Raw genomic sequence first — 22939 nt, 5'->3', positions numbered from 1 at the left:
TCGGCGCGATCCGCGGGCTGCACCGCCCCCCGGAACCGCCAGTCAGAATCCGAGTGGTAGCGGCACCTCTTGATCCGGAGGTCGCGACAACAATGGGGATCAGGGCAGGGACAAGATGCCCGAGAGCAATACACGGCCGTTACTATTTCGTTACGAGAGCGCTCCTTACGTCGAGTTGCTCCGTCCGCATGTCAGCCTGCGCAGTCTCGACCAACTGCCTGAGCTCATCAGGCTCGAAGTGGCGGCGGTACAGCGCGCAGGTTCCCGAGCACATTAATATCGCGTAACGCGGTTGCGGCTTCTCCGCTTGCTGCCCAGCTAGAGAAGATGAAACAGTCAGACATCTTCAGAGAGAACGCCGAGAACTGCCTTCAACTCGCCGAGCGAGCAGGGGGAGATCCGGCATTCCGACGCTTCACGCGGATGGCCCAAGGCTGGCGCGCACTGGCCCTCGAGCAGGACTGGCTCGACGGCGAAGTTACGCCCGTAGCGAAGAGAAGGCTGGACTGAGTTTGCGACTAGACAAGCGACAGGAGGATTTCCCGATGGCGCCTCGTACCGTACTCATCGCACTGCTGACCGCTTTCAGCGTGGCTTCGGCGGTCGCAGCGTTTACGACGATCCGTCAGGTCCATACCGAGGCCTATTCGCTGCCTCAACCCGTGACTCATATCTGATGAGGCAAGGGCAGCCTCACGGCTGCCCCGAGCCTCCCGATGACCCGTAGACCTGACCGTTGGCATAGCTGGCATCTGCGGCAGCCAACTGCACGTAGATCGAGCCCAGCTCGGCTGGCTGACCGGGGCGGCCGAGCGGCGTCTGCCCACCGAATTTCTCCAGCTTGTCCATTGTCGCTCCCCCGGACACCTGCAACGGGGTCCAGATCGGGCCAGGCGCGACCGCGTTGACCCGGATGCCCTTGGGTCCGAGCTGCTTGGCCAGCGACTTCACGTAGTTCATCGTGGCAGCCTTGGTTTGAGCGTAGTCGTACAGGTCAGGCGACGGATCGTAGGCCTGCTCCGACGAGGTGCCGATGATCGCCGAGCCGGGCTTGAGGTGAGGCAGGGCAGCCTTGATGATCCAGAACGGGGCATAGATGTTGGTCTTCATCGTCGCGTCGAAATCCTCCGAGGAGACATCGAGGATGGACTTGCGCGTCTGCTGGCGTGCGGCATTGTTGACGACGATGTCCAGTCCGCCCAGCGCATCGACCGCCTGCTGGACCAACTGCTCGCAGAAGCGTTCGTCGCGGAGATCGCCCGGGAGAGCGATCGCCTTCCGGCCTTCTTCCTTGATCAGGGCGACCACTTCCTGCGCATCCGGCTCTTCGCTGGGCAAGTAGTTGATCGCGACGTCGGCGCCTTCGCGCGCATAGGCGATGGCTGCTGCACGCCCCATTCCGGAGTCGCCGCCGGTGATCAGCGCCTTGCGCCCTGCAAGGCGCCCGGAACCCCTGTAGCTGGTCTCGCCGTGGTCAGGACGCGGTGACATCTTGCTCGCCAGGCCGGGCCATGGCTGGGACTGCCGTTCGAACGGCGGCTTTGGATAATTGTCCGTCGGGTCGACCAACCCTGCGCTGTGTTCGGAATCGCCAGCCATCGTCTCGCGTCCTTTCGCTGCTGCTGCAGTCAATGAAGCAGCCGCGAGTGTCGCAGTCGCCCCGACCATCCGGCGGCGGGACATTGAGGACTTTTGATCGTCTGCCATGCAGTTGCTCCTGTTGAGTGTGGTCACCAACCAGCAACGACTGCCAATGGTCCGTTTTGCCGCAAATAAAATGCTGATCAACTCCTGTCCTGCGGCCGATTGGCTCTGCCTGGTCTGCCGCGGAACGAAGGCCCGATGCGTGCGTCGTGTCAGAGCGTACATGACAAACGCGGCGTGGCTTCAGGCGCGTCGCAAGGACCGAGCAGGATGATGCCGTTCTATCACTTTGATTTGACGAACAGTGAGCCGATCGCGGCCGAACGCTATGTCGAGCTGCCTGGCGATGTCGAGGCCATGGACTCGGCCGATGTGATCGCGCGGCAACTGATCGCGGATCATCCCGAGCTTCGTCACCGGAACTACGTTGTACTGGTCACAAACGAGGAGGGAGACGAGATCTGCCGTGTCCCGCTCGACGTGCTTCACTAGCAAGCATGAGAGGAGAGGCGAATGACCAAGGATAGCCAGGGCATCGTGAGGACGGAACGCGGCGAGGAACAGCCGGCCGACAAGGAACGTGCGCAGCAGGTCCATCAGACGACGTCTCCCCAATCGCCCACCCACGAGGCGACGCGACATCCGGAACGGAAGAGCGATGACCGGTCCCGATCCGAGTGACTAAGGGCCGATGGCTGGGGAACGTCACAGCCGGGCAGCACGTTTCTTGCTCCGTAGGAATGGAGGCTTACATGACGCTCGACACATCCATGCTCGACCGGCGCGAATACGGAAATCTGATCGGCAGCGACAAGGTCGAAGGAACGGCCGTCTACGGCGCTGACGACAACAAGATCGGCACCATCGAACGCGTCATGATCGACAAGCTGAGCGGACGGGTCTCGTACGCGGTGCTGGCGTTCGGCGGCTTTCTCGGGCTCGGGAATGACCGCTATCCGCTGCCGTGGCAATCCTTGAAATACGACACGCGGCTCGGCGGCTATGTCACGGCAGTCACCGAGGACCAGCTGCGTGGGGCGCCGAAATACTCCGACGAGCGCGAATGGGACTGGGCCGACCTCGCGACCGGACGCAAGGTCGACGACTACTACGGCATATCGATTGCCTAGTCGCGCGAATTGAGTTCGCGCCCGCGGAACGAAGGTCCGGGGACCCGATTGGTGTGCGGCGCGGTCACGCGCGCAACACCCCTTTCGACATTGAGGTGATGTCCGTGGATGCCCAGACCAGGCCGCGCGGGCCGTCCGCGGATCAGCTGCGCCCGGATGACCGGCGCTCCGAGCAGCCGATGCCCGAGCGCGATCGCCGAACCGATAAGAGCAAGCCGACAGAGGCAGCCGAACCGGCGCCGAAGCCGTCGCTGCGCGACCGGTTGCGCGCGCATCCTTGGCTCACCGCCGGCGCTGTCGCGGTCGTGCTGCTCGCAGCACTCGGCGCTGTCGCCTATTGGCTGAATGTCCGGCACTATGAATCGACCGATGACGCGTTCATCGCGGCGCGCAGCTTCTCCATTGCGCCGAAGGTCGGCGGCTATGTCATCGACGTGCCCGTGACAGATAACCAGCACGTCAATGTCGGCGACGTGCTGGCGCGGATTGATCCGCGCGACTATCGGATCGCGATCGATCAGGCCAAGGCGCAGGTTGCGGTCGGCGAGGCCAATGTCGACAACATCGAGGCTCAGATCGCGAGCCAGAAGGAGCAGGTGGCGCAGGCCAAGGCGCAGGTCGACCAGGCCGATGCGCAGCTGCAGTTCGCCCAGCAGGAGGAGGAGCGCGCCCGCGATCTGGTCCAGCGCGGCGCGGGCACCGTGCAGCGCGAGCAGCAGACGCGGTCGGACCTGCAATCGCAGCAGGCCAACACCACCCGCGTCAAGGCCGCGCTGACGGCGGCCGAGCTCGGCATCAAGACCCTGCAGGCCCAGCTCGAAAGCGCCAGGGCGTCGCTGCAGCAGGCGCAGGCGCAGCTCGACCAGGCCAACCTCAATCTGCAATACACCGATGTCACGGCCGCAGAGCCCGGCCGCGTCGTCAAGCTGAGCGCCGCCAAGGGTACGCTCGCGACCGCCGGGCAGAGCCTGATGATGTTCGTGCCGGACGACGTCTGGGTGGTCGCCAACTACAAGGAGACGCAGCTCACCGACATGCGGCCGGGACAGCCGGTCGAGGTCCGGATCGACGCCTATCCCGAGCGCAAGCTGACCGGCAAGGTCGCCTCGGTTCAGCCGGGCTCGGGCACCGCGTTCAGCCTGCTGCCGGCGGAGAACGCGACCGGCAACTACGTCAAGGTGGTGCAGCGCGTTCCGGTCAAGATCACGATCGACGACTGGCCGGCGGACCTGCCGGTCGGGCCGGGCATGTCGGTCGTGCCCTGGACTCGCGTCCGATGAGCGAGGTGGCGGCAGGCGGCTGGTCGCCGGAGCGATCGGCGGCGGGCGGCCACAACCCCTACCTGATCGCCTTCGTCGTCTCGATTGCCACCTTCATGGAGGTGCTGGACACCACGATCGCCAACGTCGCGCTCCGCCACATCGCCGGCGGGCTTGCGGTCGGCATCGACGAGAGCACCTACGTCATCACCAGCTACCTTGTCGCCAACGCCATCGTGCTGTCGATCTCGGGCTGGCTGGCGACGGTGATCGGCCGGAAGCGGTTCTACATGATCTGCGTCGCGGTGTTCGCCGTGTCGTCGCTGCTGTGCGGCCTGGCCTGGAGCCTGGAATCGCTGGTGCTGTTCCGGATCCTGCAGGGGCTGGGCGGCGGCGGGATGGCGACCTCGGAGCAGGCGATCCTTGCTGACTCGTTTCCACCGCACAAGCGCGGCCAGGCCTTCGCGATCTACGGCGTCGCCGTCGTCGTCGCGCCGGTGGTCGGGCCGACGCTGGGCGGATGGATCACCGATACCTATTCGTGGCACTGGGTGTTCCTGATCAACCTGCCGATGGGCATTCTCTCGCTGGTGCTGGTCGGCTCGCTGGTCAGCGAACCCTCCGGAGCGGAGGAGGAGCGCCGCCGCCTGCTGCGCAACGGCCTGCGGGTCGATTTCGTCGGCTTCGCGCTGGTCGCCGTCGGGCTCGGTGCGCTCGAATTCGTGCTCGATGAGGGCCAGCGCAACGACTGGTTCGGCTCGACCATGATCGTCTGGTTCGCGATCGTGGCCGGAATCTGCCTGCTCGCGCTGATTCCCTGGGAGCTCAGCCGTAGCGAGCCGATCGTGGACATCCGCCTGCTCGGACGGCGGCAGTTCGGCGCCTGCTTCCTGGTAATGCTCGCCACCGGCGCGGTGCTGATCGCGACCACGCAGATGCTGCCGCAGCTGCTGCAGGCGGAATTGAACTACACCGCGCTGCTCGCCGGCCTCGTGCTGTCGCCCGGCGGCATCGTCACCATGATGATGATGCCGGTCGTCGGCCGTCTCGTCGGCGTGGTGCAGCCGAAGTATCTGCTGGTGTTCGGCGCCTGCGTCGTCGCCGGCGCGATGTGGTACCTCACCGGACTGACCGGCGACATCACCTATGGCTACGCGGCGCTGTCGCGGGTGATTCTCGGGGTCGGGCTGCCGTTCCTGTTTCTTCCGGTCACCACCGCGTCCTATGACGGCGTGCCGGCGGACAAGACCAACCAGGCGTCGGCCCTGATCAATGTTGCCCGCAACATCGGCGGCTCGATGGGGGTGGCGCTGTCGCAGACGATGCTGGCGCAGCGGCAGCAATTCCATCAGAGCCGGCTGGCCGAGCACGCCGCACCGTCGGACGTCGCCTATCAGCAGACGATCGAGGCCGTGACCCGCTACTTCCAGTCCCACGGCTCCAATGCGAGCGAGGCCGCCGGCCGCGCCACCGCCTGGATCGCTCAGACGCTGCAGCACCAGGTGGCGCTGCTCGCCTATATCGACGTGTTCTGGACCCTGGCGCTGCTCGGCCTGCTCATGGTGCCGATCGCGCTCAGCATGAGGTCGATCGACCTCGATGCTCCGCGCCGGCACTGAGCCCTGCGGCGCCGCTGCCTCAGGCCGCAGGCTTCTGAATTCCGCCTGCTGGGGCCGCGGCCGCATGATCCCGCCGGCTCGACAGCCAGATCGGAATCTCACGGTAGCAGGTACCTCGCTCGTTCATCTCGGCGATGGTCCAGCGGCTCGGATGGCGCTCCTTGCCGACGAAAATCCAGTCGTCGGCCGCGGGCGGCGGCTCGTTCGGCCGGGTCCTGAGCCAAGCCGACCGTGCGCCCTTGGGCAGACGGTCCTGCTTCATCTGATAGAGGTCGTACATTGGCGAACGCATGACGCTACTCTTCCTCAAGCAACTCACGTCTTCACACCCTCAGCGTGTCCAAACGTCGCGGCGGAATTGTGGGAGCGGTGCGGCCGCGTTGTGCAAAAGCTGAAGAAAGCCTGTGGTGGCAGCCAATCCGCAACGCCGTCGCGCGATACGCGTGCCGTTTGGAGAAGGCAACGCGCGGGGCCATTTCAATGGGTCCCGCGCGCCGGGAGGACGCCATCGCGTCCGCAAATGCGCGAGCCCGCCGGCCACCGCCGGTGGGCGCGGTCGATCAGAAGAATGCGTAGCTGAGATCGAGACCGTACGTCGCGTGAAGAATGAAGCCGAACGCGGTTGCACCGCACAACATCAGGATCGTCCGAAGCTTGTCGGAGTCGATGCGGGTCTCTTCGAGATGGGTCGGGAGAGCCTTGGTCAGGGTTGTCATGTGTTGGACCTCTGTACGCAATACGAAGACGAAGAGTGAGCTCTGAAAGTATAGTCGAGGCGCTTAGAACCGTTTCTCGGACCGGTCACGATGTGGGGTCTGCGAAGAGTTCTAATTATGAATATGAGCCCAGCATCGTGCACAATTTGGGGCAAAGTTGAGGAAAGTAAATGATGTGTAAATTAAATCACAGGTTGATCTAAGTTGTACCAAGTACTGCTGCACGTCTTAGCTGTTGAAGGAAATTGCGAGCGCATTTTTGCGAACGGCGCACGTAGTTGAGCCTAATTCTGCAGGCATTTGCCTGAAGCAGGCAGGCGCGACCTGGGTCGCGAACACCGCCGCAGTCGAAGCACGGGCGGTTGCAAAAGCAACTCGAAGTATAGAGTCGGGATATGCCCACCACGGCCGTCATGTGGCGACAGGTTAACTCCTGTGGCCAACTGTGGCCGCAGAGCCGCCCTAGATGACTGTAATGACCGGTATCATATGAAGGCCGGCGATGGAAGCGCGCCGCCGCAGTCTCCCCCAGAATGCACGTGTCAAACAACAGCCGCACAATGATCCCCGCCTCATCGTGTTGCCGTCGCGACACGCCCTCATCTGAGACCGGACATGACGCGCCGTAGGCAGCCGGCAATACTCTCGCAGCACGTCGTGCCCGAGTGATGCTCGAGAATGGCCCTCGTTGAAGCGAGAGGGCGCAGGGAATGCCGGGTGAAGGCCTCACCCATGGCCCGCCTGCAAACAAAAAGCAGGCGGCAGTCACCACAGGTAGGCCGGTCAACCGGCATTCCCTGCGCGATGGTCTTCACGCTTATACGCGCTCTCCCCGGTGTCCGGCTCGATAGCCACCGTCGCTCGGGGGATCATCATCACCCCCGGGCTTGGCGCCAGCAACGGGGCGCCAGGACCACGCGATTTCACGTCCGCAACCTGCCGTTCGTCGGCGCGCCACGAGAGCACGCTGCGACCGATCGCGGCCACCGCATCACCGCCCTCCACATCGTGACGATCGCGAAGCGTCCCTCTCACGAGGACGGGATGGCCGGATTATTTCTGATTTTCAAAATCAAAGCAAGCAAAAAATTCTAGTATGCCGAAATGGGCTTGCGGGCGCCGCAGGCCGCGCTAACATCCGCGCCGATCCCTAGGCCCGAAGTGAGTGCGGTCCGGCAATGGCGATAGCGCTGAATCTCCGATCTGACCATGCATCCGCGTCTCAGATCGAACGTCTGTGGGACGAGGTCGCGGCTTTCGAGGAAGGGTCCTCGATGCGCGAGCTGGGCTACCGGCCGCACCTCTCGTTGGCGATCTACGACACGCCCACACTCGACCCCGGCACCGTCTGGGGGGCCATGCGCGAGGCCGTGTCGGATGGCGCGGCTCTGCATGTTCGGTTCAGCCGTATCAGATGGTTCTCGCATCCGCGTTTCGTTCTGTGGGCCGAGCCCGAGGCCGATGCCGTGCTGCTCGAATGGCATGCGGCCATCGCCGCTTCGATCGCTCCCGCACTTTGCCGTGAGCATTATCGACCAGGCGCATGGGTGCCTCACTGCACCCTGGGCACCCGGATAAGGGAGGAGCGCCGCGCTGACGCGATGGCTTTCGCGCGCGCATTCGATCAGTCCTTCACCGTCGTTTTCGACGTCGTCGATTGCGTGATGTTTCCGCCGGTTCACATCATCGCGGAGCAGAAATTGGCATGAGCCGTCCGCAACGGGTCAGGCCTGCAAGTGCGTCGGCTCAGCGCCAGATCGGCTTCGGAAGTTGGAGGGACGCGCCGGTTCGTTGCGGACGTGGCGAGGGGATGTCTGAGTCGGTCTGCGAGAACAGCAGGATGGCCTCGAACGGCACGTCGGGAGCTTCGGCCGCATGGCCCCAGCAGGTCACCGGCGAGCCCCTGCAGGACCCTTCGAGGCTGAGTGTCAGCTCGTCGGGGCCGAATAGCGACGGCTGTCCGGGGGCGTGACGTCTCGTCCTGAGCAGCGCGGTAAAGCGGTCGCCTTCGGCTTCATAGGTGCCGGTATAGCTCAAGAAGGCGTCGCCGCCGCAGATCCGGCCGCCCACCAGTTCCACGATGCCCGTCCCCTGGCCCATCGGGGTCTTGAACCAGGCGGAATAGGTGCCTTCCTTCATCATCTGCCGCAGATCCCCCATCGTTGGGTCTGGGTATCTTTGTATGACGCAACTTAAAGGAAAGTGAAAGCCGTCGCTCGAATGGGGCGGGAGCCCGGAGTCAGGTCCTATACGAAAGGAGGGGGCGGCCGCGGCCGGCTCGGACCGCGTTGCCGCAGTGGTCGCAAAGAATCGATTGTCGTGAGATGAGATAGGAAAGGACTCGGTCGGGATCGTCGGGCGCGTATAAGGAAGCAAAATGACCTTTGTCAGGGGATCCGTGATGCCATCCGAACCTCGCTCGCCACGTCTCGCCGTTCTCATCGATGCCGACAATGCCTCGGCCAAGATCGTCGACGGTCTGTTCGAGGAGATCGCCAAGATCGGCGAGGCCAGCGTGCGCCGGATCTATGGCGACTTCTCCAGCCCGCGCTCGAGGCCGTGGGCGGATACGCTGGCGCGCTATGCGATCGTGCCGCAGCAGCAGTTCGCCTACACCAGCGGCAAGAACGCCTCAGACATCACATTGGTGATCGATGCGATGGACCTGCTGCACAGCGGCCGGTTCGACGGCTTCTGCCTGGTGTCATCCGACAGCGACTTCACCCGGCTCGCCGCGCGCATCCGCGAGCAGGGCGTCGACGTGTTCGGCTTCGGCGAGCAGAAGACGCCGGAGAGTTTTCGCCAAGCCTGCCGCCGCTTCGTCTACACCGAGAATCTGCGCAGCGACGCGGTGAGCAGCAAGGACAACGACAGCGCTACGGCGCCGAAGCCGCTGCAGCCGATCAGCGCGGCGACCCCCATGATCAAGAAGGTGATCACGCAGATGGAGAGCGAGGACGGCTGGGTCGCGCTCGGCGAGGTCGGCAAGCAGCTCTCCAACCTCGTCTCCGACTTCGACCCGCGCACCTATGGCTGCCGCAAGCTGAGCGATCTCGTGCGCAAGACCGGCGCCTTCGAGATCGAGGAGCAGTCGAAGGGCGGCGGCTCGGTGAGGATCCGCGTGAAGGTGGCGAGTGCGTCGCAGCCAAAGGCGAGGGCTGCGAGGGGCCACCGTGAGACGGCGGCCAAGGCGTAGTTCAGATTTGCGAGCATCGGGCAGGGTGGGCAAAGCGGCCGCCGGAGGCGGCAGCGCGCCCACCGTGCATCAGCAAGCTGCGCGGCGGGACGGTGGGCACGGCGCCACGACGATCTCGATCGTTGCGAGAGCACGGCTGCGCCTTTGCCCACCCTACGATCTCGGGTGAGCTGTATACCTATAAAATTAGCGACGTCATGTGACTGGCGACTGCGTCCGATTTGCGCCGCTGGCGACCGAGTTCGTGCGGCTGCGCAAAAGTGTCGCGGTGGGCCACGTCCGGACTCATGCACCGCAGCAAATCAATGGCACGCACAGCATCGTTGCGGAGAGCGAGTGCCCGAGAAGAATTGAAAAAGGGAAGATGGGACAAAGCGACTCTGGATTCGCTCAAGAGTTGAGATAAGCTTGCGCGAACCGCATAACAAACGAAAACGATCCCCGGGAGGACATCATGCTCGACACCACGGTTGCCGCTCGCGTCCAAGCTTTTCTCGACAAATTCGAAGCCGCGCTTGCGGCCGCGGATCTCGACGCCGCCGTCGCAATGTTCGCGCCTGAATGCTACTGGCGCGACCTCGTCGCGTTCACCTGGAACATCAAGACGATGGAAGGCCGCGATCAGGTCCGCGACATGCTCGGCTCCTGCCTGGCGCGCGTGAAGCCGCGCAACTGGAAAATCGCCGAGGGTGAAACGCCAACCGAAGCTGATGGCGTGACCGAGTCCTGGATCTCGTTCGAGACCGAGGTCGCGCGCGGATTTGGCCTGATCCGACTCCAGAACGGCCAGATCTGGACGCTCCTGACAACGATGGTCGAACTGAAAGGTCATGAGGAGAAGGCCGGCTTCACCCGGCCGCTCGGCGCCCGGCACGGCGTCAATCCCGGCGCCAAGACCTGGAAGGAATTGCGCGACGAGGAAACCGAGCAGCTCGGCTTCAAGACCCAGCCCTATGTGCTCATCATCGGCGGCGGCCAAGGCGGGATTGCCCTGGGCGCGCGGCTGCGTCAGCTCGGCGTGCCCACGATCATCATTGAGAAGAACGCCAAAGCCGGCGACTCCTGGCGCAACCGCTACAAGTCGCTCTGCCTGCACGACCCGGTCTGGTATGATCATCTGCCCTATATCGACTTCCCGAAGAATTGGCCGGTGTTTGCACCCAAGGACAAGATTGGCGATTGGCTGGAGATGTACGCCAAGGTCATGGAGCTGAACTACTGGACCGGCACCACGGCCAAACACGCCGAATGGGACGACGCCAAGAAGGAATGGACCGTGGTCGTCGAACGCGACGGCAAGGAGATCACGCTCAAGCCGAAGCAACTCGTCTTTGCGACCGGCATGTCGGCCAAGCCGAACATGCCGCGGCTCAAGGGCATGGACAGCTTCAAGGGTGAGCAGCACCATTCCTCGCGCCATCCGGGTCCCGACCGCTACAAGGGCAAGAAGGTGGTCGTGATCGGCTCGAACAATTCCGCGCATGACATCTGCGCCGCGCTGTACGAGGCGGGCGTCGACGTGACCATGGTGCAGCGCTCGACTACCCACATCGTACGCTCGGAGTCGCTGATGGAATCCCTGGGCGATCTGTATTCCGAGCGCGCGGTCCGCGGCGGCATGACGACGGCGAAGGCTGATCTGATCTTCGCCTCGCTCCCCTACAGGATCCTCAATCAGTTTCAGAAGCCGGTCTACGACAAGATCCGGAAGGACGATTCCGACTTCTACGCGGGTTTGGAGAAGGCCGGCTTCCGGGTCGACTTCGGCGACGACGATTCCGGGCTCTTCATGAAATACCTGCGCCGCGGCTCGGGCTACTACATCGACGTCGGCGCCTCGCAGCTGATCATCGACGGCAAGATCAAGCTGGTCGCAGGCCAGGTCGAGGAGATCACGCCTGATGGCGTCAGGCTCGACAACGGCAAGGAGTTGCCGGCCGACGTGATCGTCTACGCCACCGGCTACAGCTCGATGAACGGCTTTGTCGCCGATCTCATCAGCCAGGACATGGCCGACAAGGTCGGCAAGGTCTGGGGCCTCGGCTCGAATACGACCAAGGACCCCGGCCCCTGGGAAGGCGAGCAGCGCAACATGTGGAAGCCGACGCAGCAGGAAGCGCTCTGGTTTCACGGCGGCAATCTGCACCAGTCGCGCCACTACTCGCAATTCCTGTCCCTTCAATTGAAGGCGCGCTACGAGGGCCTGCCGACGCCGGTCTATGGCCTGCAGGCGGTCCATCATAAGGGATGAGATCGCGGCGGGCTCGCGGGCTGGCGGCTACACGAGCCCCCTGGCGCAATTGGGATGGAGCGTTCTCTGGCCGGCTGTGTTCGGCAGAGATCCATCCCATTCGGCGTCACAAACGATGGGCGAAGTCAGCTCAGGGCAGAAGTTGCCGTGAGGCACTCACGCGACCAACTTCCGGTCGCCCCCGAGAGCGGACATTCTGAATGCCGCTCCGGAAGGTCCAGAGCGGGCCATAAGTTGACGTTGCAGCCGTCCCCAGCGGGGGGAGGGAGCTGCCGAAGGTCAATTCGAGCCCGTTTCACTTTTTGCGGAGATTGAATTTTCGATTGCCGGTTCCATGCTAACCTTCATCTCGTGCAGAAGACAGAACCAGACGCATTCTTGAAAGCCCGCGGCAAATGGGTCGTCGATCACTTTGGTAGCGAAGTCGTTGTCTGGGTCCCCCTGGGGTTACTCATTTTTGCGGTCAGCGTCAGCCTCGGTACATACCCGCTAGTGGCGTTCCTTGCTGTTGGCGGACTATTTGCGGTTCTGATGCTGCGGCGACTATTCAAACTGGATAAGCCCATCGATGATCGGGCCCGCGCAGCCACTCGACCACAAATCATGCAAGACGCAGAGAAGTGGGCGGACAGCGCGTTTGCCTACGTTTGTTGGGAGATCATTGTCTGGGTTGCTGTCGGGGCCATCTGGGGTTTGTTCGTTTTGCTGCGTACTTGAGCTGACCTCAGGCGATCCTTCCAGCAACGGGTCAAATGCCGCCAGCGGCTGTCTGATGTCCACTTCTGCCTCGTAAGCGTCCAACCGAGCTGCCCGAAGCGTGGCGTTTGGCCAGCCCTGTGTGACTGAGACTTCCAAACTGGAGAGTTCAAGTCATGCGCTATGAACTCGCCGATTAGGAATTTCAAAGCGGAGGCCGCAGGCGGTCGCGTGGCCACCGCTTGGCGCGGTGATGAGCAGCGGCATGGTGGGCACGCCGCCACTCCGACCACGAACTCGACGGAGCGCGGCTGCGCCTTTGCCCACCCTACAATTTTGAACTCATCAGCCGCCCTGCCTGAGCTTTGCCAGCACCTTCAGGCCGCCATAGCCGTCGGCGGGCTGAATGCCGGCCTTGGCCTGGAAGTCGCGGATCGCCTTCATGGTGTCGTTGCCGACGCGGCCGTCGGTGCCGCCGGTGTCGAAGCCTGATGCGGTGAGGCGCTTCTGCATCTCCTGCACTTCGGCGAGCGTCAGCGCGCGCTCCGAGCCGGGGAACGGCTGCAGGAACGGCGGGCCGCCCAGGATGCGGTCGCCGAGATGGCAGATCGCGAGCGCGTAGCTCATCGCGGGATTGTAGGATTTCACCGAGTAGAAGTTCGGACCCAACAGGAAGGCGGGGCCGCCGTCGACGGGGATCCAGAGTTGCGCCGAGGCATTCGGCTGCGGGAAGGGCTGGCCGTCGGCGCGGCTGACGCCGGCCGCCTGCCAGGCCGCGTAGGTCTTGCTGCCTGAGATGTTGCCGGGCGTGCGCACCTCATAGCCCCAGTGCTCGCCGCGATGATACTTGCCGCGGTTGACGAGATAGCGCGCGGTCGAGCCGAGCGCGTCGTCAGGCTTGCCGAACGGCGAGATCTTGCCGTCACCGTCATAGTCGAAGCCGACATTGAGCCAGACTTCGGGCATCCATTGCGTGTGGCCCATCGCGCCGGCCCACGAGCCGCGCATCTCCTCCGGATTGCTCCAGCCGCGGTCGACGATTTTGAGCGCATTGGTGAGCTCGGTCTCCCAATAGGCCTTGCGGCGCGGTTCGTTCCAGGCGAGCGCGGCGAGTGCGGGAAACACCGGGCGCATGTGGTTCTGCTGCACCAGCGGATCGCCATAGGCCGACTCGACGCCCCACAGCGCCAGCAGGGTGCCGCGCTCGACGCCAAAATCCTTCTCGATGCGCGCGAACACCGCCTCGTTCTGCTTGAGCGCGACCTTGCCGTTGATGACGCGCCAGTCGGAGACCCGGCGGTTGATGTACTGCCAGAGCTGCTCCTTGAACTCCGGCTGATTGCGCATCTCCTTGAACACGCTCATGTCGGGCTCGAGCCGGGCCATGACGCGGGTCCAGGTCGCCTGGGAGATTCCCTTCGCCAGGACGCGGGTGCGAAAACCGTCGCGCCACGCCTCGAACTCGGCCGGCGCGGCGGTCGCGGGCAGGGCGGGGACGAGCAGCGCAGCGGCACTGAGGCCGGAGCGGAGCAGGGCGCGGCGGGTGGTGGAATCGGGCTGGGTCATGTCGCCAGTCTAGCCGCTGAAGCGGGCGGGCGGCAGGCCCCGGAAGCGGTCAATCCGGATGGAACTCGGCAGCCACCCGCGCCAGCCAGCGGCGGATCGCTGCGATGTCCCGCTTGCTCACGCCGCGAACGAGCCGGCGTTCCAGCGCCGTGGCTTGGCGCCGCGCCTTGGCCAGCAGCGCTTCGCCGCGGCGGGTCAGGGCCCATTGCAGCGCCCGGCCATGGACCGGATGCGGCGTCCGCCGGATGGCGCCGTCGCGCTCCAGATTGCCGATGATCACGTTCACGGTCTGCGGCGTCAGCAGCGCGACGCGGGCGCAGTCGGCGCCCGACAGCCCGGGATAGGCTTTCAGCATCGTCAGCACGACGAATTGCGGATGCGTCAGGCCGGTCGCGCCGAGCGCACGCTCGAGCGACAGCCGCGCGGCCCCCTGCGCTTGGCGCAAGAGATAAGCGAGGTGGCCGTCCTCGCCGCGCTTGCCCTGACCGGGCGCGGGTGGACGGAGCGGCGCGACGGCGCGATCGACGGCCGGCTTCGGCCGTTGCGCGGCCCGTGCCGGGCGCTGTTGCTCTCCTCGCTCTCGTCGCCCTCGCGAAGGTGATGACGTCCGTGCCTTGCGCATGAAATCAGAGCTCTGATATGTTGTCAGAACACTGATAACATACGGAATCGATCATGTCACATGCGCGCAGCGAGTACACGGATTTCAGGCGTCGGGCACCGGAGCTCTACGAGGCCTTCCTTGCGATCAGCCAGCAGGCGGCCAAGGCCGGCCTCGACAAAGAGCTGCTGGAACTGATCAAGATCCGGGCGTCGCAGATCAACGGCTGTGCGTTCTGCGTGCAGCATCACGTGCTGATGGCCGAAAAGCTCGGCGTGTCCACCGACAAGATCAACCTGGTCGTGGTGTGGCGCGAGGCGCCGCAGTTCACCGCGCGCGAGCGTGCCGCGCTGGCCTTCACCGAGGCGTTGACGACGCTCGCGGGCGGGGTAAGCGATGAGGTGTACGCAAAGGCGCAGGCCGAATTCTCGGAGACCGAGCTGATCTTCCTGACCTCGGCGATCGGCGTGATCAACCTGTGGAATCGCTATGGCGTCGCGTTCCGCTGGACGCCGGCGGAGCGGCCGGCGCGATCCGCCTGATCGGTAGGGAACCGCGGCGGCGACCTGCGTGTTGTGCCTCAAAACGAGAGGAGGCGCGCATGCCGGAGACGAACGAGCCGCTCAAGCCGGATGATTTTCCGCTCGAGGCCGACGAGGACCGCGTGCGGTGCCAGAACGGCAAGCCGATCGCGAAGACCAAGGACGAGGCGATGGCGCACGAGATCGCCGAACGCCTCAACGCCGAAGAGCACCGTCGCGAAGAGGACAAGTGGTCGGCGTGAGGGGGGGACCGCCTTCGAGATTGAAATGCTGGCAGTTAGTTTCTCAGTCATGCCCGGGCTTGTCTCGGGCATCCACGTGGTGCTCAGAGTGTTGAACGACGTGGATGGCCGGGACAAGCCCGGCCATGACGACGTGGAGACAGATGAGCGTAGCACTCCCGATCATCAATGCGATCGCACTGCGCGAGACAGCCCGGAGGCATATTCGAGAGCCGGCTAGCGCGACCGATGGGATCAACTGCGTGCTCAGAACGGATTGGCCGGCTGCGCGCGCTTGGGCCCTTCCGGTTTCGGCTCGACCGCGAGGCTGGGATCGGTTGGCATGACCCGGGCGCCGGCGGCGCGGGCGACTTCGCCTGTTGTGGAGTGGCGCGCGGCTTCGGCGGACTTGATCTCAGGTGGATGCCAGCGATCGCGTACCAGCATCGTCAGTGCGGCGACGCAGCATAGCGCAATCGTGACGGCGATCAGCGCGGGTCCGGTCCTGCGGTGAGGCGTGCCTGTCACCATCCGTCATCCTCCATGCACCTGATAACCCGGAGCGGTGGATGTCGGTTCCGGCCCTGCGTCGCTGGGCCTGTGCGATCAGTTCCGATCCCGTCCTGCGGCGGCGTCGGCGGCAGGGCCGAGCGGCGAGGGACCCAGCGCCGGCGACGCGATGCCGCCTGTGACCGCCGGCGGCGATGCGGCCATCTCCTGCGGCCCGATCTCGCGGCCGCGGCCGCCGAGCAGGCGCTCATAGGCGGCGATCAGGGTCACGTAGGGATTGACCCAGATCCAGCCGTCGCGCGTGAACAACTGGACGTCGAAATGCAGGTGGCGCGTCGTGCCGTTGGGATGATCGAGATAGTTCGACACCACGCCGATCGGCTCGCCTTCGCGCAACGACCGGCCGTTGAGCAAGCGGTCATTGTCCATCGCGGTCGGGTTCATGTGCATGTAGCGGAAACGAATATGCTCGGTGCCGGTGTTGACCTGGATGATGGCGCCCTGCTGCTTGGCGCTCCGGATCACGACGCCGTCGCGTACCGCGAGCACGCGCTGCCGCCACGGATCGCAACCGTCGGGACCGTCGCGGCGCACGGGACAGACGCCTGGTCTGATGTCCTGGCCCTGGTGACCCAAGCCGCTGGCGCACTGGCCGACGTTGAAGTCGCGGGCCTCGCAGAAATTGTCGCGCCAGGGATATTGGCTCCAGGGCTGCTCGAACTTGTCGCTGGCGCGGCGGCGGCCGAATGATTGCGAATGCACATAGGCCGGCGCGTCGAGTGGAAAGCGGATCTGCGAATAGGCGGTGCGGTCGGCGCGGCCGGTCTGGCCGCGCGCGCCAGAGTTGGCGACGATGTCGCCGGGCGGGCGGTAGCTGAAATCGGGATCGGGCGCGGCGGGCCGCTCGGCGGCAAGCGGAGCAATCTCCGGCGGGATGCGGGACGGCTGGCCGCCGGCGACGCGCAGCGCCTTCAGAAAGCGCTCAGCGATCGGATAAGCCTCGCGGCAGGCGAGGCGCTTCGGCCGCGGCGCGCTGTCGAGGCACTGGATCGACACCACATAGGGCACGCCGAAGCGGGTGAAGGCGTAGCGGACATAGCCCTCGCGGATGAAGCGGCGCAGGTCCGGATATTGCGCGGCGAGCGCCTTGACGGCCTCGCCCTTGCCGCCGGCGGGATCCGCGACGTCGTAGGTGATCAGGGAGCCGGTGATCTGGACCTCGACGGGCCTTGCGAAGATGCGCGACGGCAGGCCGGGCGTCGTCTCGGGCGGCAGCGAGAACACGGCGTCGTAGCCGGACGGGCCGGCATCGAACAGGTCGGTGCGGAAATCGGCCTGGTAGCGGGGCAGCACCTGCGGATCGATCGCGCCGAGCCGGCGCGCGCTGAGATAGGCTGGCGTGTCGAACGGCAGCAAAACGGGGACCGGACTGCGTCCGATCCCCGTGAAGATTGCTGATGTCACGCCGTTGAGCTGGACCAGCGCCGGCCGCCTGCCGACGTCGTCGGCGCTTGCGCTGCGGCGGCGCGCCGACAGCGCGAAGTCGCCGGCGACCTCGGGCGCCGCGCTGAGTTCGGAGCGGAGCTGATCCATTGCCGCGCGCCAATCGGCGCGGTTCACGGTCACGGCGGGGCCGGCGAACGCGTCCGCGGCGCGTCCGGCGGACGACGCCGCCAGCGTCATGATCACCGCCACGACGGCGGCGACGATGGTGCCCCTTGCCCCGATCCTTGCCCCCAACCCCGAACGCCCCCCGGCGTCAGCTGCTCACGCGTCAGACCAACACGGTGGTCAGTCCTTGGCGCGCTCGCAGTATGAGCCGTCCTCGGTCATCACGACAATCCGGGTGCCGACGGTGATGTGCGCCGGCACGCCGGTGCGAACGCCGTTGGAGAGCACGGCCGGCTTGTAGGACGACGACGCGGTCTGGCCCTTGGTGACCGGCTCGGTCTCGACGACCTCGAGCGTGACACGCTGCGGCAGCGTGATCGAAACCGGCACCACGTCGTGCATCGACAGCTTGACGGTCATGTTCTCCTGGAGATAGGCCGCCTGATTGCCGACGACGTCCTTCGGCACCTGGACCTGATCGTAGCTCTCCGGGTTCATGAAGTGGAAGCCGTCGGCATCTTCGTACAGGAAGGTGAAGTTGCGCTCCTCGATCGTCGCCTTCTCGACCTGGTCGGTGGTCTTGTAGCGCTCGGAGATCTTCACGCCGTCGCTGATTCGGCGCATTTCGATCTGGCTGACCGGGGTGCCCTTGCCGGGATGGATGTTCTCGGCGGTCACGACGACATAGAGCTTTCCATCTTGCTCAATGACGTTACCCTTGCGAATAGAGCTGGCGATGACTTTCAAAGCTGTTTTCCTGACACTGAAAAGGGGGCGCCGGGCAGGGCCTGGGCGCCATGTGACGCGGGATGCGGTTTCGGGCGGCAACATACTGATTTTGTCCGGCGTTGCCAGTCTTTTGGCCAGCCTTTTGCGCCCCCAGCGGGCGATCGCCTGATGGCCCGGGAGCCTGCACCTTCCCCCTGGTGGTCGCCGCAGCGGCACGCCGACGTCAGGCCGTTCCTGCAGGCGCGGGCGGCCATCACCAGGGCGCTGCGGGCCTGGTTCGACGAGCAGGGGTTTGCCGAGGTCGAAACCGGCATTCTGCAGCTGTCGCCGGGCAACGAGACCCATCTGCACGCGCCGGCCACGGAGCTGGCGGCCGCGGATGGAACGCGGCATCGGCGGTATCTCAGGACCTCTCCGGAATTCGCTTGCAAGAAGCTGCTGGCGGCCGGGGAGCGGCGCATCTTCGAGTTTGCCCGCGTCTTCCGCGACCGCGAGCGCGGCGATCTGCATCTGCCGGAATTCACCATGCTGGAGTGGTATCGGGCCGAGGCGCCGTACGACGCCATCATGGCCGATACCGTGGTGGTGATCGCCCATGCCGCCCAGGCGACCGGAATCCGCCAGTTTGCCTTTCGCGGCCGGACCGCGGATCCCTACGCCGAGCCGCAGCTGCTGACGGTGGCCGGAGCCTTCGAACGTCACGCCGGGATCGACCTGCTGGCGACGATCCGCGACCGCACCGGCGATCGCGACGCGCTGGCGGCGGCGGTGCAGGGCAAGGTCCGGGTCAGCGACGACGACACCTGGTCGGACCTCTTCAGCAAGGTGCTGGTCGAGCACGTCGAGCCGCAGCTCGGCAACGGGCGGGTGACGGTGCTGTATGAATATCCGACCCCGGAGGCCGCGCTGGCGCGGGTGACGGCGGCGGATCCCCGCGTCGCCGAGCGGTTCGAGGTCTATGCCTGCGGCGTCGAGCTCGCCAACGGTTTTGGCGAGCTCACGGACGCGGCCGAGCAGCGCCGGCGGTTCGAGGCGGAGATGGACGAGAAGCAGCGGCGCTATGGCGAGCGCTATCCGCTCGATGAGGATTTCCTCGCCGCTGTGGCCGAGATGCCGCAGGCGAGCGGCGTCGCGCTCGGCTTCGACCGGCTGGTGATGCTGGCGGCCGGCGCGCTCAGGATCGATCAGGTGGTGTGGACGCCGCCGGCAGGTGAGCGATGAACCGGATCGAGCGTCCGACGACCTTGCGCAGCGCGGCGGATCTCGTCGCGCAGGGCCTGGCTGCGCCGTCCGAGCAGGCGGTGCTTGAGCGCGTCGCGGAGCGTTATGCGGTCGCGGTGACAACACATCTCGCCGACCTGATCGACAGCGACGATCCGAATGATCCGATCGCGCGCCAGTTCGTGCCGTCGGCGGACGAACTGATTGCGGCCCCTGGCGAGCGCGACGATCCCATCGGCGATGACGCGCATGCGCCGGTGCCGGGCATCGTGCATCGCTATCCCGACCGCGTGCTGCTCAAGCTCGTCCATGTCTGCGCGGTGTATTGCCGGTTCTGCTTCCGCCGCGAGATGGTCGGGCCGGGCAAGGACAATGCGCTGTCGGAGACTGCGTATCGCGGCGCGCTGGACTACATCCGCGCCCATAGCGAGATCTGGGAGGTGATCCTGACCGGCGGCGATCCGCTGATGCTGTCGCCGCGCCGGCTGCAGGAGATCATGGCCGAGCTCGCGGCGATCGACCACGTCAAGATCATCCGGATTCATACGCGGCTGCCGGTCGCCGATCCCCAGCGCATCACACAGGCTCTGGTCGATGCGTTGAAGGTACAGGGCGCGGCGACCTGGGTGGCGCTGCACGCCAATCATCCGCGCGAACTGACCCCGTCGGTGCGCGCCGCCTGTGCACGGCTGGTCGACGCGGGCATCCCGATGGTCAGCCAGTCGGTGCTGCTGCGCGGGATCAATGACGATGTGGCCACTCTGGAGGCACTGATGCGGGCCTTCGTCGAGACGCGGATCAAGCCGTATTATCTGCATCACGGCGACCTGGCGCCGGGCACCGCGCATCTGCGCACCACGCTCGCGCAGGGACAGGCGCTGATTCGGGCGTTGCGCGGCCGCGTGTCCGGGCTGTGCCAGCCGGACTACGTGCTCGACATTCCCGGCGGCTACGGCAAGGTCCCGGTCGGGCCGCAATACATCACTGCCGAGGATTCTGTTGCGCAGGATCATGCCGAAGCTGCGCAACGGCGCTATCGTGTGGTTGACTATTGCGGCGAGGCGCACCTCTATCCGCCCGCTGGGGAATGAAGTGATTGGCCGATTCCGCTGACACGGAGGAGCAACATGAAGAAACTTGCGATCGCGATGGGGCTCCTGATCCTGGTGGCCGACGGCGCGGTGCTGGCGCAGAGCAGCGGCATGAGCGGCGATTCCACGACGCAGGCCGGGAAGAAGCGCCGCCAGCCGCGCCCGGCCGATCTGCCCCAGGCCGAACAGGCCGAGGACAATTCGATGAGCGGCAAGACCAAGGAAGACCGCGAGCTCGACCGCAAGATCAAGAGCATCTGCCGCGGCTGCTGAGCCGCCGGGCGGCGCGCCCGAAAAGCGCGCCGCGTCGTTGATGCGGATCAGGCCGAGCGCTCGCGCAGCGCATCGCGCCGCAGAGCGCGCCTCGCGGCCACCGCATCGGCAAGCTGCTCCAGCACCTCGACCGTCGTGTCCCAGCCGATGCAGCCGTCGGTGATGCTCTGGCCATAGGTCAGCGGCACGCCGGGCTTCACGTCCTGACGTCCGGCCACGAGATGGCTTTCGATCATCACACCCATGATGCGCTCCTCGCCCTTGGCCAGCTGGCCGGCGATGTCGGCGGCCACGAGCGGCTGATTCTCCGGCTTCTTGCTCGAATTGGCGTGGCTGGTGTCGATCATCAGCCGTGCCGGCAGGCCGGATTTGACCAGCTCGGCCGAGGCCTGCTCGACGTGAGCGGCGTCGTAGTTCGGGCCCGAGCCGCCGCGCAGGATGATGTGGCAGTCCTCGTTGCCGGTGGTCGCCGCAATGCCGGAGCGCCCGCCTTTGGTCACCGCCATGAAATGATGCGGATGCGCCGCCGACTTCACCGCGTCGGTGGCGATGCGGATGTTGCCGTCGGTGCCGTTCTTGAAGCCGACCGGGCAGGACAGGCCGGAGGCGAGCTCGCGGTGGATCTGGCTCTCGGTCGTGCGCGCGCCGATCGCCGCCCAGGCGACGAGGTCGGCGATGTATTGCGGTGTCGTCATGTCGAGGAATTCGCATCCGGCGGGCAGGCCGAGATTGTTGACCGCCGACAGCACGTTGCGCGCCAGCCGCAGGCCCTTGTTGATGTCGAACGAGTTGTCGAGATCGGGATCGTTGATCAGGCCCTTCCAGCCCACTGTCGTGCGCGGCTTCTCGAAATAGACCCGCATCACGATTTCGAGCCGGTCGCTCAGGCGCTCGCGCAAGGCGGCGAGGCGGCTGGCGTAGTCGAGCGCCGCCTTGGGGTCATGGATCGAGCAGGGACCGACGATGACCAGCAGGCGGTCGTCGCCGCCGGTCAGGATGGCGTGGATCGCGTTGCGCGCGGCCATCACGACGCGGGTGGCGGTGAGGGTGCGCGGAATCTCGTCCATCACCTCAACCGGCAGGCTCAGTTCCTTGATTTCCTTGATGCGAAGATCGTCTGTCGTACTCAGCACGGCGGGCTCCTGTGTCACTTGAAGGGCACCTGCCGGCACAAAAAAAGCCGCCAGGTCTGGCGGCTTGTTCGGATATCTTGCTGCAATGTGTCAGATTGAGCGCGATCCTCCCGCCGCCAGCGAGCTGTCGTAGATAAAGTACCAATAATAGCTGGTGGCGACGTTGATCATGTTGTCCCTATAGCGGCCGCGGGGCCGCTTGTCATCTTGAAAGTTCGCCGGCGTCTGACTCAGGCGTTTCGGGCCGCGAGCGCCATGCCGATCATCGACAGGCCGCCGAACAACAGATTGATGCCGACCAGGAGGCCGATCGCCCAGGCCGCCGTGCCCGGCAGGCCGGAAATGATGATGCCGGCGATGCCGATGTCGACGATGCCGGAGATCGCCAGCCACGACCAGCGCCCGGACAATTCGCGCCGGTGCTCCAGCGCGTACATGATGGTGGCGACGCCCTCGGCGAGGAAATAGACGCCGACCACGACGGTCAGCGTGAGCGTGCCCTGGACCGGCTGCGCCACCAGGATGAGGCCGGCGACGATGGCGAGAACGGCCGACAGCAGCGACCACCAGAACCCGGGCATGCCGCGCGCCCAGAAGGTCAGCGCGAGCCCCGCGACTCCGGCGACCAGGAACATCCAGCCGAGAAAGATCGTGACCGCAAGGCTCGCCAGCGGCGTGAGGATCATGGCGAGTAGCCCGAGCACCACGAGCAGTATGCCCTCGATCAGAAAGGCCTTCCAATGCGCGCGCACGGCCGCGCTCATCTGCGACCTCATGCGTTCCAACTCGGGCGGAATCGTATCCTGGGGAAGGGTCATTGATCATCACTCCGACGACGGCACGCCGTGCCCGTCTGCCCACGCAGATGGGGAGGACCGACGGCGGGAACAAGCGCGCGCCGCCCGTTTCGTTGCAATCGAGTTCCGCGGA

28 protein-coding genes are annotated in these 22939 nt (G+C 65.3%); 17 read left to right on the top strand and 11 right to left on the bottom strand.

The window, feature by feature from the left end:
- Positions 1-327 precede the first annotated feature (327 nt).
- Both ACQR1I_RS15020 and ACQR1I_RS15015 read left to right on the top strand, forming a co-directional pair.
- The gene (locus ACQR1I_RS15020) at positions 328-510 is read left to right on the top strand and encodes a hypothetical protein (protein ID WP_434867168.1); all 183 of its coding nucleotides are present in this window, start codon (positions 328-330) and stop codon (positions 508-510) included.
- Positions 511-545: 35 nt separating this feature from the next.
- Positions 546-677, top strand: coding sequence for a hypothetical protein (locus ACQR1I_RS15015; RefSeq protein WP_434867169.1), 132 nt, complete (start codon positions 546-548; stop codon positions 675-677).
- A gap of 16 nt (positions 678-693) precedes the next feature.
- On the opposite strand, the gene ACQR1I_RS15010 is transcribed toward ACQR1I_RS15015, so the two are convergent.
- Positions 694-1707, bottom strand: coding sequence for an SDR family oxidoreductase (locus ACQR1I_RS15010; protein WP_434867436.1), 1014 nt, complete (start codon positions 1705-1707; stop codon positions 694-696).
- Between the two features lie 207 nt (positions 1708-1914).
- Between ACQR1I_RS15010 and ACQR1I_RS15005 the strand changes: the two genes are divergently transcribed.
- From ACQR1I_RS15005 to ACQR1I_RS14985, 5 genes are all read left to right on the top strand, one after another.
- Positions 1915-2136 carry a DUF6894 family protein gene (locus tag ACQR1I_RS15005; RefSeq protein WP_434867170.1) on the top strand — a complete coding sequence of 74 codons (222 nt, stop codon included), beginning with the start codon at positions 1915-1917 and terminating at the stop codon, positions 2134-2136.
- A 21-nt stretch (positions 2137-2157) separates the two neighbouring features.
- Positions 2158-2325 carry a hypothetical protein gene (locus tag ACQR1I_RS15000; RefSeq protein ID WP_434867171.1) on the top strand — a complete coding sequence of 56 codons (168 nt, stop codon included), beginning with the start codon at positions 2158-2160 and terminating at the stop codon, positions 2323-2325.
- A gap of 71 nt (positions 2326-2396) precedes the next feature.
- On the top strand, positions 2397-2774 hold the full coding sequence (locus tag ACQR1I_RS14995; RefSeq protein WP_434867172.1) for a PRC-barrel domain-containing protein: 378 nt from the start codon (positions 2397-2399) through the stop codon (positions 2772-2774).
- Between the two features lie 104 nt (positions 2775-2878).
- A complete protein-coding gene (locus ACQR1I_RS14990; protein ID WP_434867437.1) occupies positions 2879-4054 on the top strand; it encodes an HlyD family secretion protein in 1176 nt (391 codons plus the stop codon).
- Positions 4051-5652 (top strand): DHA2 family efflux MFS transporter permease subunit, encoded by a 1602-nt coding sequence (locus tag ACQR1I_RS14985; RefSeq protein ID WP_434867173.1) that lies wholly within the window; start codon positions 4051-4053, stop codon positions 5650-5652. Before ACQR1I_RS14990 ends, ACQR1I_RS14985 begins: the two co-directional genes overlap by 4 nt.
- 19 nt (positions 5653-5671) lie before the next feature.
- On the opposite strand, the gene ACQR1I_RS14980 is transcribed toward ACQR1I_RS14985, so the two are convergent.
- Together ACQR1I_RS14980 and ACQR1I_RS14975 are read right to left on the bottom strand one after the other, a co-directional pair.
- Positions 5672-5944, bottom strand: coding sequence for a hypothetical protein (locus tag ACQR1I_RS14980; RefSeq protein ID WP_434867174.1), 273 nt, complete (start codon positions 5942-5944; stop codon positions 5672-5674).
- A 268-nt stretch (positions 5945-6212) separates the two neighbouring features.
- Positions 6213-6368, bottom strand: coding sequence for a hypothetical protein (locus tag ACQR1I_RS14975; RefSeq protein WP_434867175.1), 156 nt, complete (start codon positions 6366-6368; stop codon positions 6213-6215).
- A 678-nt stretch (positions 6369-7046) separates the two neighbouring features.
- Here ACQR1I_RS14975 and ACQR1I_RS14970 point away from each other — a divergent pair.
- Together ACQR1I_RS14970 and ACQR1I_RS14965 are read left to right on the top strand one after the other, a co-directional pair.
- A complete protein-coding gene (locus ACQR1I_RS14970) occupies positions 7047-7463 on the top strand; it encodes a hypothetical protein (protein WP_434888739.1) in 417 nt (138 codons plus the stop codon).
- Positions 7464-7642: 179 nt separating this feature from the next.
- Complete coding sequence (locus ACQR1I_RS14965; RefSeq protein WP_434867177.1) at positions 7643-8077, top strand: 2'-5' RNA ligase family protein; 435 nt, start codon at positions 7643-7645, stop codon at positions 8075-8077.
- Positions 8078-8114: 37 nt separating this feature from the next.
- Here ACQR1I_RS14965 and ACQR1I_RS14960 read toward each other — a convergent pair whose 3' ends face one another.
- Positions 8115-8510 carry a hypothetical protein gene (locus ACQR1I_RS14960; RefSeq protein WP_434867178.1) on the bottom strand — a complete coding sequence of 132 codons (396 nt, stop codon included), beginning with the start codon at positions 8508-8510 and terminating at the stop codon, positions 8115-8117.
- A gap of 259 nt (positions 8511-8769) precedes the next feature.
- Between ACQR1I_RS14960 and ACQR1I_RS14955 the strand changes: the two genes are divergently transcribed.
- The 3 genes from ACQR1I_RS14955 to ACQR1I_RS14945 all read left to right on the top strand — a co-directional run bounded on the left by ACQR1I_RS14955 (position 8770) and on the right by ACQR1I_RS14945 (position 12532).
- Positions 8770-9564 carry an NYN domain-containing protein gene (locus ACQR1I_RS14955; protein WP_434867179.1) on the top strand — a complete coding sequence of 265 codons (795 nt, stop codon included), beginning with the start codon at positions 8770-8772 and terminating at the stop codon, positions 9562-9564.
- 454 nt (positions 9565-10018) lie between these two features.
- Complete coding sequence (locus ACQR1I_RS14950; RefSeq protein ID WP_434867180.1) at positions 10019-11815, top strand: flavin-containing monooxygenase; 1797 nt, start codon at positions 10019-10021, stop codon at positions 11813-11815.
- A gap of 351 nt (positions 11816-12166) precedes the next feature.
- A complete protein-coding gene (locus tag ACQR1I_RS14945) occupies positions 12167-12532 on the top strand; it encodes a hypothetical protein (protein WP_434867181.1) in 366 nt (121 codons plus the stop codon).
- Positions 12533-12856: 324 nt separating this feature from the next.
- On the opposite strand, the gene ACQR1I_RS14940 is transcribed toward ACQR1I_RS14945, so the two are convergent.
- Together ACQR1I_RS14940 and ACQR1I_RS14935 are read right to left on the bottom strand one after the other, a co-directional pair.
- Positions 12857-14077: a lytic murein transglycosylase gene (locus tag ACQR1I_RS14940; RefSeq protein ID WP_434867182.1), complete on the bottom strand. Its 1221-nt coding sequence runs from the start codon at positions 14075-14077 to the stop codon at positions 12857-12859.
- A gap of 49 nt (positions 14078-14126) precedes the next feature.
- Complete coding sequence (locus ACQR1I_RS14935) at positions 14127-14699, bottom strand: MarR family winged helix-turn-helix transcriptional regulator (RefSeq protein WP_434867183.1); 573 nt, start codon at positions 14697-14699, stop codon at positions 14127-14129.
- 53 nt (positions 14700-14752) lie between these two features.
- Here ACQR1I_RS14935 and ACQR1I_RS14930 point away from each other — a divergent pair, with 53 nt between their 5' ends.
- Both ACQR1I_RS14930 and ACQR1I_RS14925 read left to right on the top strand, forming a co-directional pair.
- On the top strand, positions 14753-15220 hold the full coding sequence (locus ACQR1I_RS14930) for a carboxymuconolactone decarboxylase family protein (protein ID WP_434867184.1): 468 nt from the start codon (positions 14753-14755) through the stop codon (positions 15218-15220).
- Between the two features lie 59 nt (positions 15221-15279).
- The gene (locus ACQR1I_RS14925; protein WP_434867185.1) at positions 15280-15462 is read left to right on the top strand and encodes a hypothetical protein; all 183 of its coding nucleotides are present in this window, start codon (positions 15280-15282) and stop codon (positions 15460-15462) included.
- Positions 15463-15708: 246 nt separating this feature from the next.
- Here ACQR1I_RS14925 and ACQR1I_RS14920 read toward each other — a convergent pair whose 3' ends face one another.
- The 3 genes from ACQR1I_RS14920 to efp all read right to left on the bottom strand — a co-directional run bounded on the left by ACQR1I_RS14920 (position 15709) and on the right by efp (position 18309).
- The gene (locus ACQR1I_RS14920; RefSeq protein ID WP_434867186.1) at positions 15709-15972 is read right to left on the bottom strand and encodes a hypothetical protein; all 264 of its coding nucleotides are present in this window, start codon (positions 15970-15972) and stop codon (positions 15709-15711) included.
- 75 nt (positions 15973-16047) lie between these two features.
- Entirely contained in the window at positions 16048-17634 is a 1587-nt protein-coding gene (locus ACQR1I_RS14915; RefSeq protein WP_434867438.1) for a M23 family peptidase, read from the bottom strand.
- A gap of 108 nt (positions 17635-17742) precedes the next feature.
- Positions 17743-18309: an elongation factor P gene (gene efp / locus ACQR1I_RS14910; protein ID WP_015666849.1), complete on the bottom strand. Its 567-nt coding sequence runs from the start codon at positions 18307-18309 to the stop codon at positions 17743-17745.
- Positions 18310-18459: 150 nt separating this feature from the next.
- On the opposite strand from efp, the gene epmA reads away from it, so the two are divergent.
- Genes epmA through ACQR1I_RS14895 form a run of 3 tightly spaced genes read left to right on the top strand, consistent with a single transcriptional unit; the run spans position 18460 to position 20876 of the window.
- Positions 18460-19512, top strand: a complete 1053-nt coding sequence (gene epmA / locus ACQR1I_RS14905) for an EF-P lysine aminoacylase EpmA (RefSeq protein WP_434867187.1) — start codon at positions 18460-18462, stop codon at positions 19510-19512.
- Positions 19509-20603 (top strand): lysine-2,3-aminomutase-like protein, encoded by a 1095-nt coding sequence (locus ACQR1I_RS14900; RefSeq protein WP_434867188.1) that lies wholly within the window; start codon positions 19509-19511, stop codon positions 20601-20603. Before epmA ends, ACQR1I_RS14900 begins: the two co-directional genes overlap by 4 nt.
- 36 nt (positions 20604-20639) lie before the next feature.
- Complete coding sequence (locus ACQR1I_RS14895; protein WP_434867189.1) at positions 20640-20876, top strand: hypothetical protein; 237 nt, start codon at positions 20640-20642, stop codon at positions 20874-20876.
- 47 nt (positions 20877-20923) lie between these two features.
- On the opposite strand, the gene ACQR1I_RS14890 is transcribed toward ACQR1I_RS14895, so the two are convergent.
- Together ACQR1I_RS14890 and ACQR1I_RS14885 are read right to left on the bottom strand one after the other, a co-directional pair.
- On the bottom strand, positions 20924-22009 hold the full coding sequence (locus ACQR1I_RS14890; protein WP_434867190.1) for a 3-deoxy-7-phosphoheptulonate synthase: 1086 nt from the start codon (positions 22007-22009) through the stop codon (positions 20924-20926).
- A 230-nt stretch (positions 22010-22239) separates the two neighbouring features.
- Entirely contained in the window at positions 22240-22827 is a 588-nt protein-coding gene (locus ACQR1I_RS14885) for an HdeD family acid-resistance protein (RefSeq protein WP_434867191.1), read from the bottom strand.
- Between the last annotated feature and the right edge of the window lie 112 nt (positions 22828-22939).

This window comes from Bradyrhizobium sp. HKCCYLS2038 (assembly GCF_051167655.1).
Classification (GTDB): Bacteria; Pseudomonadota; Alphaproteobacteria; order Rhizobiales; family Xanthobacteraceae; genus Bradyrhizobium.
Note: the sequence above shows the minus strand (reverse complement) of the source record. Positions and strands in the feature narration are given on the sequence as shown.

Bases quoted from the DNA above. Each gene is read 5' to 3' on its own strand.
- ACQR1I_RS15020 (WP_434867168.1), top strand. From the start codon at position 328: ATGAAACAGTCAGACATCTTCAGAGAGAACGCCGAGAACTGCCTTCAA.
- ACQR1I_RS15015 (WP_434867169.1), top strand. From the start codon at position 546: ATGGCGCCTCGTACCGTACTCATCGCACTGCTGACCGCTTTCAGCGTG.
- ACQR1I_RS15010 (WP_434867436.1), bottom strand. From the start codon at position 1,707: ATGGCAGACGATCAAAAGTCCTCAATGTCCCGCCGCCGGATGGTCGGG.
- ACQR1I_RS15005 (WP_434867170.1), top strand. From the start codon at position 1,915: ATGATGCCGTTCTATCACTTTGATTTGACGAACAGTGAGCCGATCGCG.
- ACQR1I_RS15000 (WP_434867171.1), top strand. From the start codon at position 2,158: ATGACCAAGGATAGCCAGGGCATCGTGAGGACGGAACGCGGCGAGGAA.
- ACQR1I_RS14995 (WP_434867172.1), top strand. From the start codon at position 2,397: ATGACGCTCGACACATCCATGCTCGACCGGCGCGAATACGGAAATCTG.
- ACQR1I_RS14985 (WP_434867173.1), top strand. From the start codon at position 4,051: ATGAGCGAGGTGGCGGCAGGCGGCTGGTCGCCGGAGCGATCGGCGGCG.
- ACQR1I_RS14980 (WP_434867174.1), bottom strand. From the start codon at position 5,944: ATGCGTTCGCCAATGTACGACCTCTATCAGATGAAGCAGGACCGTCTG.
- ACQR1I_RS14975 (WP_434867175.1), bottom strand. From the start codon at position 6,368: ATGACAACCCTGACCAAGGCTCTCCCGACCCATCTCGAAGAGACCCGC.
- ACQR1I_RS14970 (WP_434888739.1), top strand. From the start codon at position 7,047: ATGGCCCTCGTTGAAGCGAGAGGGCGCAGGGAATGCCGGGTGAAGGCC.
- ACQR1I_RS14965 (WP_434867177.1), top strand. From the start codon at position 7,643: ATGCGCGAGCTGGGCTACCGGCCGCACCTCTCGTTGGCGATCTACGAC.
- ACQR1I_RS14960 (WP_434867178.1), bottom strand. From the start codon at position 8,510: ATGATGAAGGAAGGCACCTATTCCGCCTGGTTCAAGACCCCGATGGGC.
- ACQR1I_RS14955 (WP_434867179.1), top strand. From the start codon at position 8,770: ATGCCATCCGAACCTCGCTCGCCACGTCTCGCCGTTCTCATCGATGCC.
- ACQR1I_RS14950 (WP_434867180.1), top strand. From the start codon at position 10,019: ATGCTCGACACCACGGTTGCCGCTCGCGTCCAAGCTTTTCTCGACAAA.
- ACQR1I_RS14940 (WP_434867182.1), bottom strand. From the start codon at position 14,077: ATGACCCAGCCCGATTCCACCACCCGCCGCGCCCTGCTCCGCTCCGGC.
- ACQR1I_RS14935 (WP_434867183.1), bottom strand. From the start codon at position 14,699: ATGCGCAAGGCACGGACGTCATCACCTTCGCGAGGGCGACGAGAGCGA.
- ACQR1I_RS14930 (WP_434867184.1), top strand. From the start codon at position 14,753: ATGTCACATGCGCGCAGCGAGTACACGGATTTCAGGCGTCGGGCACCG.
- ACQR1I_RS14925 (WP_434867185.1), top strand. From the start codon at position 15,280: ATGCCGGAGACGAACGAGCCGCTCAAGCCGGATGATTTTCCGCTCGAG.
- ACQR1I_RS14920 (WP_434867186.1), bottom strand. From the start codon at position 15,972: ATGGTGACAGGCACGCCTCACCGCAGGACCGGACCCGCGCTGATCGCC.
- ACQR1I_RS14915 (WP_434867438.1), bottom strand. From the start codon at position 17,634: ATGACGCTGGCGGCGTCGTCCGCCGGACGCGCCGCGGACGCGTTCGCC.
- epmA (WP_434867187.1), top strand. From the start codon at position 18,460: ATGGCCCGGGAGCCTGCACCTTCCCCCTGGTGGTCGCCGCAGCGGCAC.
- ACQR1I_RS14900 (WP_434867188.1), top strand. From the start codon at position 19,509: ATGAACCGGATCGAGCGTCCGACGACCTTGCGCAGCGCGGCGGATCTC.
- ACQR1I_RS14895 (WP_434867189.1), top strand. From the start codon at position 20,640: ATGAAGAAACTTGCGATCGCGATGGGGCTCCTGATCCTGGTGGCCGAC.
- ACQR1I_RS14885 (WP_434867191.1), bottom strand. From the start codon at position 22,827: ATGACCCTTCCCCAGGATACGATTCCGCCCGAGTTGGAACGCATGAGG.